Annotated in this window: 10 protein-coding genes; 1 reads left to right on the top strand and 9 read right to left on the bottom strand. The window is 39.5% G+C overall.

Translation table 11 applies throughout. The annotated features are described in order from the left end of the window. Positions 1-12: 12 nt before the first annotated feature. The 9 genes from xerD to IGI79_RS05245 form a co-directional block, all read right to left on the bottom strand. Entirely contained in the window at positions 13-900 is an 888-nt protein-coding gene (gene xerD, locus IGI79_RS05285) for a site-specific tyrosine recombinase XerD (protein ID WP_019723232.1), read from the bottom strand. Between the two features lie 96 nt (positions 901-996). Continuing rightward, positions 997-1,470 (bottom strand): ferric iron uptake transcriptional regulator, encoded by a 474-nt coding sequence (gene fur, locus IGI79_RS05280; RefSeq protein WP_023519469.1) that lies wholly within the window; start codon positions 1,468-1,470, stop codon positions 997-999. Between the two features lie 104 nt (positions 1,471-1,574). Further along, on the bottom strand, positions 1,575-2,438 hold the full coding sequence (locus IGI79_RS05275; protein WP_065096604.1) for a CvfB family protein: 864 nt from the start codon (positions 2,436-2,438) through the stop codon (positions 1,575-1,577). A 280-nt stretch (positions 2,439-2,718) separates the two neighbouring features. Further along, positions 2,719-4,779: a cell division site-positioning protein MapZ family protein gene (locus tag IGI79_RS05270; RefSeq protein ID WP_019723579.1), complete on the bottom strand. Its 2,061-nt coding sequence runs from the start codon at positions 4,777-4,779 to the stop codon at positions 2,719-2,721. A 282-nt stretch (positions 4,780-5,061) separates the two neighbouring features. Then, positions 5,062-6,171, bottom strand: a complete 1,110-nt coding sequence (rpoD, locus tag IGI79_RS05265; RefSeq protein WP_010735787.1) for an RNA polymerase sigma factor RpoD — start codon at positions 6,169-6,171, stop codon at positions 5,062-5,064. A 23-nt stretch (positions 6,172-6,194) separates the two neighbouring features. After that, positions 6,195-8,036 carry a DNA primase gene (gene dnaG / locus IGI79_RS05260; RefSeq protein WP_019723580.1) on the bottom strand — a complete coding sequence of 614 codons (1,842 nt, stop codon included), beginning with the start codon at positions 8,034-8,036 and terminating at the stop codon, positions 6,195-6,197. A gap of 168 nt (positions 8,037-8,204) precedes the next feature. Next, positions 8,205-10,574, bottom strand: a complete 2,370-nt coding sequence (locus IGI79_RS05255) for a cation-translocating P-type ATPase (RefSeq protein WP_192807061.1) — start codon at positions 10,572-10,574, stop codon at positions 8,205-8,207. A 248-nt stretch (positions 10,575-10,822) separates the two neighbouring features. Further along, positions 10,823-11,659, bottom strand: a complete 837-nt coding sequence (locus IGI79_RS05250) for a DUF368 domain-containing protein (RefSeq protein ID WP_039730321.1) — start codon at positions 11,657-11,659, stop codon at positions 10,823-10,825. 102 nt (positions 11,660-11,761) lie between these two features. Further along, on the bottom strand, positions 11,762-12,391 hold the full coding sequence (locus IGI79_RS05245; protein WP_065096593.1) for a lysozyme family protein: 630 nt from the start codon (positions 12,389-12,391) through the stop codon (positions 11,762-11,764). Positions 12,392-12,601: 210 nt separating this feature from the next. Between IGI79_RS05245 and IGI79_RS05240 the strand changes: the two genes are divergently transcribed. Then, positions 12,602-13,318: an alpha/beta fold hydrolase gene (locus IGI79_RS05240; RefSeq protein ID WP_010735792.1), complete on the top strand. Its 717-nt coding sequence runs from the start codon at positions 12,602-12,604 to the stop codon at positions 13,316-13,318. Positions 13,319-13,336: the final 18 nt, after the last annotated feature.

The raw sequence follows: 13,336 nt of genomic DNA, 5'->3' as shown, positions 1-13,336 counted from the left end.
CCATCCTATAAACTAAGCCCTTGGGAAATGCTGCTTGTAGACATCTGTCATTCTTTTTTTCGTGATATGTGTATAGATCTGTGTCGTTGAAATATCTGCATGACCTAATAGTTCTTGAACGGTACGTAAATCCGCCCCATTCTCTAGTAAATGTGTCGCAAAACTATGCCTCAATGTATGAGGGGTCACGTCTTTGTAGATCCCTGCTTCTCGAACAAGTTGTTTTAAATTTTTCCATATTCCTTGTCGAGAGAGACCTGAACCATGATGATTCAAAAAAACGTGGGTTTCAGATGGATTTTTGACTAGTAAAGGACGAACCTCATCCAAATAACGTTCTAACCATTGGATCGCATAATCGCCTAAAGGAATGATTCGTTCTTTATCTCCTTTACCTAAGGTTTGAACCAGCCCTAAAGACAAGTGCAAATCGCCTAACTTCATTCCGACTAACTCACTCACACGCATCCCTGTTGCATACATGACTTCTAAAATAGCACGATCTCTGATCCCTAAACTTTTCGATGTATCAGGTGTTTCGATCAGCCGTTCTACTTCCTTTAAAGACAATGTACTTGGCAACTTTTGGGCTTTCTTCGGTGTCTCGATGTGTTGCATTGGATCTTGTTCTGTATACCGTTCTTGTCGCAAAAATTGATGGAATTTTCTTAAACTTGTAATCATACGTGTAATCGTTGCAGAAGCCTTATTTTCCGCATGCAACGTTTCTAAATATTGGATGACGACAAATCGATCAATTGTTTGCCAAGAGGTTATCTCGTGTTCTTTTAGATAGTGCAAGTATTGATTCAAGTCTCGTTCATAACTTTTTCGAGTATTGAACGATAATCCACGCTCGATACTTAAATAGCGAAGATATTCATTAATTTCTTCTTCCATCCTTCTCACCTCATGCTTCTTTATCATATCAGATAGCCTTTGGTTTCGGTAGTCTATTTTTCAGTAGACACTTCAAAGAAAAAGCCGTCTATCAATTCAGACGGTCTTTCTTTCTTTTTTCTTATTATAGCATTCTTGGCAGATACCATGAAAGGTCAAACGATGATCTTTGACAAAAAAGTGGTAACGCTGTTCAATCACTTGTTCAACTTCACTTAGCAGATCTTCTTCGACTTCCTCGATCGTTCCACAATCTAAGCACAGGAGATGATGATGAAAATGTTTGGCTCCTTCTTTTCGCAGATCATACCGAGCCACACCATCATTGAAGCTAACTTTGTCGATGACTTTTAGATCCGTTAGAATCTCCAACGTCCGATAAACGGTGGCCAAACCGATCTCTGAGTTTTTCTTTTTGACTAGAAAGAAAACTTCTTCTGCTGACAAGTGTTCTTTTTCGTTCTCTAAGAGGACGAGCAAGGTTGCTTCTCGTTGTGGGGTCAGTTTAAACCCAGATTCATGTAGCTGTTGTTTTGTTTTTTTCATTACTGACATTGTATTCATGCCCATTTTCTCAACCCCAACAATTTATAATGATTATAATTAAGATATCTAATCAACCGTTCTAGATTAAAATTATTATAAGCTAGACGAGAAAAACATGCAAGTCATTCTCAATTAGATTTTTTCGCTAGTTTCGTCACGCCATCCTCTTGTTTGATCAATCCTTGTTTCAATAAATTACCAATTGCTCGCTTAAATGCCCCTTTACTGATCCCAAAGGCACGCATGATCTCATCTGGATCTGATTTGTCAGTGAATGCGATTTGTTGATCTGCTGAACGTTCTAAAATCGTTAAGATCATTTGTGCATCATCAGAGATCGCTTCGTGTGCACGTGGTTTCAAAGAGATATTCAACACACCATCAGGTCTAGCCCCAACTACGCGTCCTTCTAATTTTTCACCTAAACGTGGTTCGCGGTAACGTTCTGAAGGATGGATGAACCCAATATAAAAATCATCCGTCAGCAGATACGTGCCAGTCAGCTTCAAACGATAAGCGATTCCTGAAATGTTTTTGTTTTTCAATTCTTCTGAACCATGCTTACTTAGTGATTTGAAGATTCTTTCTTCTGCTAGACTTCCCCAAATGCGATCTTTCGCGTCGACGCGCAAAGCGATCATCAACTGATCCCCTTTTTTAGGCCACAACTCAGTCATTGTAGGTAGCTCATCCAGTGAAACAACAAAATCTTTATCCGGTAAACCAATATCAACAAAGACACCTAGATCTTTTCTTGAAGAAGTGACTGTTCCAAAAGCATAATGACCAATGCGACTCTTCGGGATCACCGTTGTAAAACGATTTTCTTGTTTTTGATTCTGATAACCAAACCCTTCGACTGCTTCGCCGATCGTATGCTCTCCCTCCTCTTTGCTCAAACGGAAAGTTTGTCCATTTTTTTGGACAAAATAATTTTTTTCATTTTCGTCTATCACCATTGCGGTAAAGACATTTGCTAATAATTCGTTCATCTTTTTCTCCTTTTCTAAAAGGCCTTTGTATTCCAACATTTCTTTGCTATCATAACATAACGCCATGTTTATAGATAGAGATTCTCCATAAAAGCTTGAGCCTGCAGTGTTCGACTGAAATAGGCCATAAAACCCGAAAATATCCTCATATTTTTGGATTCTAAGGCCTATTTTTGACGCTATGATAGAAAGAAAAATTGCTTCTGGACCATTGTTGTTTTGCTTTGTAGGAATAGCAAATCAGGCTGATAGAACTATACTCTAGCTAACTACCACTGATCTAGTTACTACCATTCCCACCAAACCAACCAGTTTTACAATTGATTGTGACAATATAAAATGGTAGCGCACTTTCACCGATACCGTTCATCAAAGATGATTTAGTAGATGTCGCATAAAGGTTGTAGTATCCTTCACCGTTTTCGATGCGAGCTTTCTCTAATCGATAGCCGCCCTCTACGATGTATCCTCGTGCAATACTTGTTGCAATCACACTTTCTTTAACTCCTGGTGCCCAATTCCAAGCAGGATTTGAAGCATCTGCGACATCACTGGCTCTTGTTTCCATGATTGGACGGTTTGCGGAGTTAGTCGCTGGCGTTGTTTGTGTCGACTCAGTTTGTTGAGCAGCTGCCTCAGCTTGTGCTTGTGCTTGTGCTTCAGCCTGCGCCTGCGCTTGTTTCGCTTCTTCGGCTTTCTTCGCTTCTTCAGCTTTCTTTGCTTCTTCGGCTTTCTTCGCTTCTTCTTTTTTCGTCAAAGCTTCATCAACTTTGTCCAATTCGGTCACAAGTGCTTTGACTAATTCTGTATTTTTTACTTTCGCCACTTCTGCTTTTGCTGTGTCGTACTGCTCTTTTGTCGCTGAATCTTTTACTTGACCATCTGCATAGATTACAGCAGTTTTTTCTTTTGCTGTTTGAAGTTGTTGATACTGTTTGGTTGCTTCATCTGTCGCTTTGTCGATCAATTGACCAAATGCTGTATCTTCTGTTTCAAAACTTTGGATTGCTTGGTCAGCTTTCAATTTGGGTTCTGCGATCAGTTGATCATCTGCGATAACTGGTGTAACAAACCATTCATTGACCGTTTGGATCTGTTTGATCTTTGATTGGATATCTTCAAAGGTTTTTTCCAGATCTCCATAACCTTTTTCATCTTTGACCTCATTCAATGATGCCCTTAATTTTGATAAGTCTTGATTGATCATACTTGTACGAATGAACTGTTCATCATCATCTAAATAAAACGCAGCTAAATCTGATTGTAAATCAGCCATTTTATCTTGTTTACGTTGGGTTTCAGCAGCGATTTCTGCTTGGACTTTTTGCTGATGATCATAATACATCCAACCACCTGCACCAAGTAAAAGCACTGCCGCACTCGTCAGGTATAATCTTTTTTTGGATTTCTTTGATCCTCGATCATTTGGCAATTCTTCTTTTTTGATGGACGCATTGCTTGTTTCTTGTTCCTCAACCTTTGTCTGTTCCGGCTGTGTTTCCACCAGTTCAGTTGTTTCAGGAGCTTCTTTTGGTTGCGGTGCATCTGTTGAATCAGCTTTCGTACTCTCAACCTTAGAACTCTCCTCTTCGATCGATTCAGTCGGCTCTACAGGTTCTTCCGTTGAAACTGGGGCGGTTTCTTCTGTATTTGTAGTTACGTCTACTTGTTCTTCTGTACTTGTTGAAGAATCTTCGACCACAGTATCTTCAATGATTGTTTCTTCTGTTGGTTCTTCCACTGTTGGCTCTTTTATTGCATCCTCTTGAGATTTTTCAGGAGAAACTTGCTCCGTTGTATTTTCCGACAAGCGAATGTCGACTGAATCCTCACCCGTTGCTGCCGCCGTTTCGATCATTCGAAGCAGCTCTTTTGCGTGTTCTTCAGTCGTATCTTCGCGATGCGCCTTGATATAAGCAGCTAGAATGGAATTTTCTTCTTCATTGTTTACTGCTTCTTTTAATTCAGCTACTCGTTTTTTCTGCTGCGCTTTTTCTCTTTGCTCAGAGGTAGCAGAGCGATCTATCTCTGTTTTTTCTTTGCCAAGATTGGTATTTTCTTTTTTATCTACTTGATCATCCTTTGACTCAGTGCTCGTGTCACTTGAGTCAAACAACTCCATGACAGACTCCAACGGTAGATCTTTTAGTTCTGACCACTCGATTGGATCATTCACGATACTGTCTGGATAAACTTCCTCAGCTGTTTCGTCTAACGATTGATTTCCATCTGTTTGGGGTAATTGTGTCAGTTCATCTTGTTGTGGTTCAAAGTCACATTCTGGACATTTTGATTGATCTTTGATTTTTTCTGATCCACATTTTGGACATTTTTTTATCACTTAGCGATCGGCTCCTTTACTAGGTTTTCGCTACCATTAAATCTACCATAATCTAATCCACACGCCAATAGGATATCCTAAGGATTTTATAAAAAAACAAATAAGTCTTTCAGCGAAAAATAAATAACGACCGTAACGAACTACTTTGTTTAAACGACCCTTTGTCGAAAGCCAGTTGACTTGTTTGATAAAAAAACAAACCCTCAATAGCTGGAGAGAGCTCCTACTTTGAGGGTTTTCTATCATTCAAGAAAAATGATCTGTTTTTTTATTATTTCTTGATTATTCTAAGAAATCTTTCAATTGTTTTGAGCGTGATGGGTGGCGAAGTTTTCTTAATGCTTTTGCTTCGATTTGTCGAATACGTTCACGAGTCACGCCGAAGACTTTACCTACTTCTTCCAACGTACGTGTACGGCCATCATCTAAGCCAAAACGCAAACGTAAGACGTTTTCTTCACGATCTGTCAAAGTATCTAAGACATCTTCTAATTGTTCTTTCAATAGTTCATACGCTGCATGTTCCGCAGGACTAGTTGCTTCTTGGTCCTCGATAAAATCACCTAAATGTGAATCATCTTCTTCACCGATTGGTGTTTCTAATGAGACAGGTTCTTGAGCTATTTTTAAGATTTCGCGTACTTTTTCTGTAGGAAGATCCATTTCAGCACCGATTTCTTCAGGCGTTGGTTCTCTTCCTAAGTCTTGTAGTAATTGACGTTGGATACGGATCAATTTATTAATGGTTTCCACCATATGCACTGGAATACGAATCGTGCGGGCTTGGTCAGCAATCGCACGTGTGATCGCTTGACGGATCCACCAAGTTGCGTAGGTAGAAAATTTGAACCCTTTACGGTAGTCAAATTTTTCAACAGCTTTCATCAATCCCATATTTCCTTCTTGGATCAAATCTAAAAATTGCATCCCACGACCCACATATCTTTTGGCAATACTTACAACTAAACGAAGGTTAGCTTCAGCTAAGCGTTGTTTCGCTTCCTGGTCACCTTCTTCGATCTTCAATGCTAATGCTACTTCTTCTTCTGCAGTTAAAAGGGAGACGCGGCCAATTTCTTTGAGGTACATCCGAACAGGATCATTGATTTTGACGCCTGTCGGTGCAGAAAGATCTTCTGTTTTCGCTTGTTCTGCTTTTTTCTCAGCACTTTTCAGACTATGGATTGATGGTTCACCATTTTCGTCAACGACGCTGATACCTGCGTCCTCTACTTTTTGGATCAACTTATCCATTTCATCTGCATTTAAAGTGAATGGTGTCGCAAGTTTATTTGATAGATCATCATAAATCACTTGCCCTTTTGGTTTATTTTCTTTAATGAACGCTGCCACTGCTGCTTCATATTTTTTAACATCTGTTCCATTTGCCATAAAAGAAGGCCCCCTTTAAGTAGCTATTCGGCTTGTTTTAACTGTTTCGTTAAATTGATGATCTCAATCGTCAATTCCAATTCTAACTGTTTGTTCCCAGTACGTCGTGCTTCTTGCTGCATCTGTTTTTTTGTTATGATTTCTTCAGCTAAGCCCGATTTACTGATCACTCTCAGTAAGTCTTGGATCTCACGTGGCGTACTTTCTTCAGCCATTCGCATGTATTCGATCTCGACCACTATCCGCCTTAAATTTTCATCTTGCAAGAAGTCTAAAAACTCCGCAAGTTTGAATTCTCCATTTTGAGATACAAACGCATCAAATAAAAAATAGATTTCTGCATAAGTATCATGAATAAATTGAACGCCTTGTTCCTTGAGTAGATTACGCACCGCAAGTTCTTTGAACGCTCGATACAATAGCATTTGTTCTGCTTTTTCAACCTGAGATAGTGGGCGTTTTTGTCTGATCGTTCCAGATTTTACGGACACCTGCTCTGTCGTTGGTTGAGCTTGTTCTTGCTTGGTTGGTTGATTCTTTCGGCGCAGATCACGTATTTGTTTTTGCATCGTTTCTCGACTCAGCTGAAATTCTGCTGATAACTGCGTTAGATACATGTCTTGTTCGATTGGCGAAACAACTTTACTCAATTCACTTAGTACCGCTTCAAGATATTCAATTTTATCTTTTTCATTTTCCAGATTTTTTTCTTGCTTCAAATAACGCGATTTAAAAGCAAAAATGGTTTCTCGTCCGTGTAAAACTAATTCTTGAAAAGCCTCTTCCCCATACTTTCTCAAGTACTCATCTGGATCGAGTTTTTCTGGGATCGCTACGACAGATAATTGCATTCGGCTATTTTGACGCAGTAGTTCGATGCCTCGGTTCGTAGCTTCTACACCCGCACGGTCACCATCATAACAAAACACTAATTCTTTTGTCAGTTTTTCCATCTGCTGGATCTGTTGAGTCGTCAGACTTGTTCCCATGGAGGCTAAACCAGTCTTGACACCCGCTTGCCATGCAGCGATAACATCCATAAATCCTTCGAATAGTAAGATTTCACCCGACTTGCGGATCTCACTACGTGCTTTGTCTAAGTTGAATAAGACTTGTCTTTTGTTGAACAGATCCGTTTCAGGACTGTTCAAATATTTTGGTTGATCTTTTGTATCGTGTTCACCAGCCAAGTAACGACCAGAAAACCCGATCGTCCGACCTTGACCATTACGAAGAGGAAACATGATCCGTTGATAAAAACGATCCGACATCCGTCCATCATCATGTGTCACAAACAAGCCGGACTGCTTGAATACTTCCTCAGAATAGTCTTCATTTTGGAACACTTGTTGTAAAAATGAGCGTTCATTTGGCGCAAAACCGATCTTGAATTCTTCGATCAACTCGGTGGTCAGACCACGTTCGAGTAAATAATTTAACGCTGGCTCACCTACTTTTGTGTGCAACAACATGTGATGATAAACTTCTACTGCTTTTTCATGAGCCGCGATCAATTTACCAGTAGCTGAATCTCCGGTTTGAGTAGTCAGCGTTTGTTGTCGCCACTGATCTTCGAGTTGGATCTGTTCTAAATCAGCGACCTTGACCACTGCTTCTGGAAAAGACAGACCTTCCAATTCTTGAAGAAACGTAAAGACATTCCCACCTTTTCCACAACCAAAGCAATGGAAAATCTGCTTATCTTCCGCAACCGAAAATGAAGGAGTACGTTCTTCATGGAAAGGGCAGAGACCTAAATAATTCTTCCCAGATTTTTTCAACTGGACGTATTGCCCAATCACCTCAACGATATTCGTTTGATTACGAATCGTCTCAATGGTCTCTTGAGGGATCCTTTGAGCCATATTCTCACCCCCTGCATTAGTTGATATCTCATACTCATCGACAAGACATTTCAGGAGAATAACCGGTAAAAAATCGCACTAACGAAAATCAGTGCGATTTTAAAGGACACAATTATACATGTTTCATTGTACCATATTCCTATACTTTTTCAAGTGATAGATACTGGATTATATGACATTTTCTTCCACTTGAGTATGAGGAGTTTTATTTGCATTTACTTTATTCAATAATTTGTTTTGTATGCCTAATTTCCAATATCCTAAACGTAATAATACATTCAAAATCATAAAGCCCACAAAATATGGCCAAGTATTTCCTAACCCAAGATTGACTTCTAATATATGATGGAAAAGCATCGCAGCAACATAAATACCGACCACTGTGGTAACTGCTAAGAAAATCCGTAATGGATTGAATGGCAAGCAGGCTTTGATCACTGCCAGACAGCTGATCCCAATCAATAAATAATACATCAATGTCGTTGTTTCACCAGATGTCCAACCTTGGTTGTGACCGATCAGGTAGATCGCCACAGTATTGAAAGCAACAAGCAATGCATTAGGTAATGCATTGACTAGCGCAGTAGGCAGATAGCGATAATCGACTTTTCGTTTATCATTCTCAAATGATAAGAAGAAAGATGGGTACCCTTCAATAGCAAGATCGATCAACGTGATCTGGATCGGGATAAATGGGAATCCGATAGCCGTCACTGCACATAAAATCGATAGGATAAATGAATAGATTGTCTTAATAAAGAAAATACCTGAAACTTTCGTTACGTTATTCACGACTCGGCGTCCCTCAAACAATACCTCGGGCAATGTCGTAAAATCAGAATCTAACAAGACAAGATTAGCAATTTGTCGTGTCGCTCCGTCTCCTTCTGCCATCGCAATACTACAATCGGCTTCACGTAAAGCCAATACATCGTTTACGCCATCTCCAGTCATTGCAACTGTTCGTCCACTTGCTTTCAGTTCGTTGACTAAGAGTTTCTTTTGTTGCGGACTCACTCGCCCAAAAACTGTATATTGATGCGCCGCTTTTCTGACTTCTGCTTCTTCTATCAAATCAGATAGATCAACATACGATTGATAGTTGGGCAAACCAGCACGTCGCGCAATATTGGACACCGTAAAAGGATTGTCTCCAGAAATCACTTTCAAGTCTACCCCTTCTTCGTGTAGATAAGCTAAGGTTTCTTGCGCGTTTTTACGGATAGGATCATCGATTTCAAACAAAGCAATCGGTTCAACCCCTTGAGGATCGCCTGAAGACAACGTTTGATTGGGAGCAAGACCTAACATCAATACACGAAACCCGTTGGCCTGGGCTTCCACTAAACTTTCCGGCAACTGATCGTCTGCCACTAACCGTTCCGGAGCCCCGACATAGACTACACCTAGTTCAGGAAATTCCATTGCGCCCCATTTGCGGTCAGATGAAAAGGCTAATTTTTCTCCGACATCGTAACGATTAGAAATCTCGAAATACTCTCTCAACGCACGCATCGTGACATTGTTATCGCTACTTTCAGCTAAATATGTCCCCATAATGGTTGGAATCATTTTTTCATAGGTTTTATTTAAGGGTTCGACTCGTTGGATGCTCATTTTTCCTTCGGTGATCGTCCCTGTTTTATCAAGACATAATGTATCTACATGTGCCAGTGTTTCGATAGAATACATATCTTGGACTAAGATTCGTTTCTTCGCTAGTTTAGTTACACCAGTCGTCAAAGCAATACTGATCAATAACACTAATCCTTTTGGCAACATTCCCAGTAAGGCCGCCGCAGAAGCAACGACTGATAGTTGGATCGACGCATTTCGAATGAACAAAGCTTCCAAGAATAAGATGATCCCTAAAGGAATGATCACAAAACTTGTAAACTTAGATACTTTGCGGATCGATTCCACAAGTTCCGAATGAATTTCCTTGTGTGTTTTTGCTTCGTTGGTCAAGCGGACAGCATAATTATCTGCCCCAACACGGATAACTGTAGCAAAGACAGAGCCACTAGTCAGGTAACTACCAGAAAGCAATTCTGCTCCTGACTCTTTGACGATCAAATCAGATTCACCGGTCAGTAAAGCTTCATTTGCCTCTGCCCGACCACTGATCACTTGCAAGTCTGAAGGAATCTGTTCACCCGCACCGATTTTGACAAGATCGCCTAAAACTAGTTCTTTCGTTGCGATCATCTGTTCTTTCCCATCACGAATGACGGTTACTTCCGCCTGGGAGACGATTGATAATCGGCGCACAAGATTACGCGCATGGATTTCCTGATAGATCCCCATGGTGATATTTACAAAAATAATTGCTAAGTAAGCCATATTTGAATAAGCACCAACTAGTAATAAGCAGAGTCCTATTCCTAAGTTCAAAAAATTGAATAATGTTAAAATATTATCGCTGAAAATTTGTTTCGTACTTTTTGTAGCATCCTCTTGGTAATCATTCTGTTGACCAGAGGCACGTCTTTGTCTCACTTCATTTTCTGTAAGTCCCTTTAATTCTTTCATTTCCATATCACGCCAACTTTCAAAAATAATCACTTCAATTAGTCTAGCTGTTTCTACGATTAAAAACAACTCGTTTTTTTTATTTTAAAAAAAGATAGAAAAATCAAAAAACAGCGGATCTGTTTTCTATTTTTCTATCTCACCATATACTTCACCTAGAAAAATCACAGAAGAGAATCGTTTCTTCGAACCATCTATCAAGAACTTGGCTGATTGAATACAACGATCACGTGACTTTTCTTCTTGTGCTTCTTCTACTTATACTGCTCTTCTAAACGGCTCATCCACCAGCCTAGTGCAGCACCAGCAATGAATAACACTGGACATGCCAAGATACCTAAAATGCCAAGTCCACTATAATTTGTAGGAATGATCATGATCGTGGATGCAAAAACAATGCCTAGAATAAAATGGAATAATTTGCTATAAGCTTTTGAGAAAATAAAATCCATTACTTTGGAAAGACCTAGTACACACACGATTCCGCCGATTGCAATAGGAATGATCACTTCTAAACGCACTTCTTTAAATCCATCAGCCATCGCTTTATACAGTCCCATGTAAACTAAAAAATTCGACGGACTTAATCCAGGAACGATCATTCCGAGACCAATCAAACCGCCTGCCATCATCCAGGTATAGACATTTTGTTCTACTTGCCCATCAAATAAACGGGCACCATATAACAAGAAAAGATAACCTAAAATAAATGTCACAACCATAATAATGAGATCTGTATTGTTTCGGCCTTTTTTTCCTGACTCTTTCCATAAAGCGGGCACCGTTCCAGCAATACATCCCACAAAGAACCATAAAATCGTTGTTTCATAGGCCCCTAGTAAAAAACTGACTAAAAAAGACAGCAAGAATACGCCAGTGACACCACCTAAGCCGACTGGTAAAAAGAATAAGACGTTTTCTTTAAAGTTTCTAGTGATATGTGCTAAGAAAGAAATCAGCCGCTCATACATTCCGAATACTGCTGCTAAAGCTCCTCCGCTCACTCCCGGCAAGATAAATCCTGAGCCGATAAACATTCCTTTGAAAAATCTTAATCCCCAATCTTTCGTTATATTCTCTCTTTTCTCCATTACTTTTTGATTTTCTTCCACTCGTCCAAGCACTCCTTCTTTCCATTCATTGTATTCATTATCCGTCTTGCTTTGATTTGCAGTTGGTTCGATCCAACAGGCTTAAAAAATATTTTCATACCATTCAAGAAACTGTTGGTTCATCTTCACTACATCTGCATAAAACATATTACCACCATTATGGTATAAATACCCACCATTATACAATAATGACTGGATTCGCCAATAGCGATAGGTTTTTTTGTTGTCATTGCCTAAAAGCGGACTCAACACATCCCTAGAATACTCTTCGGCTAAACGGACCGTGTTCTTCCCGCCTCTTTCGTTGACGTAAGCAATATAGTCTTTGCCAAAATTGTACGCTTGGATCGCTGTCGCCAGATCGCAACCTAATGCTTTCGCCTCAGCTATCATCTCTGAGAGGTATTTGACTCCTTGGTCAATACTTCCTTCTTGTGTCGTGATCGCCCCCATCTGTCCATAGGCACTTTCCGAACTTTGCATCAAATCGACACCATTTCCTCTTGATTCAGTAAGTATGATTGCCTTCACTAGATTCTCATGTTCTTGCATTTGATACTTTTCTAATGCTGACGAAATCTCTGGCTGATAATTTTCTACACGCTTGATCGATTGATATGTTCTACCGAATAGAAAAAGAATCGTTGCCAGAATCGTGAAGACAAATAGACTTACGATCATACGGAAGATTGATTTTCTTTTTTTCTTCATCCAAACCCACCTAGCTATTTGACATCTTTTTTTATCTTACTATTTCTTTTCATTCTTGGCTATTTTTTCTCTGTTTTTTCTTATTTAATTTAATAAAAAATGAATGTTTCATTTTCCCTTTCATCTTACGAAAATGATCGTTCGTTTTATAGAGTTTCGATTTCTAAAATAGATAAAGAGCGTTATAATTCAAAATAGTAGGTGATAAATGTGAAAAGAGAAAAGAAATTTGCAAAAATGGCAGATGGTACTGACATCTATTATGAAAAAAGTGGACATGGATTTCCCCTCTTGCTACTTCATGGAAATGACGGGAGCGGTGATTTCTTTTCAGAACAAGTGCCCGTTTTAGAACAATACTTTACGATCTATCTCATCGATAGTCGCGGGCATGGACAATCGACAAATCAAGCAGGAACATTGAATTTTCGTTTGATGGCAGATGATTTATTGACAGTCATGCTGCTGGAACAAATCTCACAAGCGAATATCTTGGGATTTAGTGATGGAGCCAATCTTGCCTTAGTTTTTTCAAGCAATTATCCAGATAGGGTCAATCGCTTGATTTTAAATTCGGGTAATACACGATTGAATGGGGTTCTCTGGTCCTCACGACTACTCAGTGCTTTTCACTATTTCTTTGTTTGGTTGCGCGCACTGTTCCAGCCACATTTACGTCAGCATTTATTGGTCATCGATTTATTGCTTCATGATATTGGCCTCACGACAGAACATTTAGAAAAAATCAATTGTCCAACACTGATCATCGTCGGTAAAAAAGATGTCATCAAACTGAAACATTCGCTTTATTTAGCGAAAACGATCCCTAATGCTTCATTTGTTCTCGTCACAGGACAAGGACACCAATTAGCTCGCCAAAACCCAGAACGCTTCAATCAAGAAGTTTTAGATTTCTTGACAAAATAAATTTGAAAATAGTAGGTG

This window comes from Enterococcus sp. AZ084 (assembly GCF_051714905.1).
Taxonomy (GTDB): Bacteria; Bacillota; Bacilli; order Lactobacillales; family Enterococcaceae; genus Enterococcus_B; species Enterococcus_B pernyi.
Note: the sequence above shows the minus strand (reverse complement) of the source record. Positions and strands in the feature narration are given on the sequence as shown.

What these genes read in the sequence shown, in the direction of transcription:
- IGI79_RS05245 (WP_065096593.1), bottom strand. Translation starts at nt 12,391, where the DNA reads ATGAAGAAAAAAAGAAAATCAATCTTCCGTATGATCGTAAGTCTATTT.
- fur (WP_023519469.1), bottom strand. Translation starts at nt 1,470, where the DNA reads ATGGGCATGAATACAATGTCAGTAATGAAAAAAACAAAACAACAGCTA.
- IGI79_RS05255 (WP_192807061.1), bottom strand. Translation starts at nt 10,574, where the DNA reads ATGGAAATGAAAGAATTAAAGGGACTTACAGAAAATGAAGTGAGACAA.
- IGI79_RS05275 (WP_065096604.1), bottom strand. Translation starts at nt 2,438, where the DNA reads ATGAACGAATTATTAGCAAATGTCTTTACCGCAATGGTGATAGACGAA.
- xerD (WP_019723232.1), bottom strand. Translation starts at nt 900, where the DNA reads ATGGAAGAAGAAATTAATGAATATCTTCGCTATTTAAGTATCGAGCGT.
- dnaG (WP_019723580.1), bottom strand. Translation starts at nt 8,036, where the DNA reads ATGGCTCAAAGGATCCCTCAAGAGACCATTGAGACGATTCGTAATCAA.
- IGI79_RS05250 (WP_039730321.1), bottom strand. Translation starts at nt 11,659, where the DNA reads ATGGAGAAAAGAGAGAATATAACGAAAGATTGGGGATTAAGATTTTTC.
- rpoD (WP_010735787.1), bottom strand. Translation starts at nt 6,171, where the DNA reads ATGGCAAATGGAACAGATGTTAAAAAATATGAAGCAGCAGTGGCAGCG.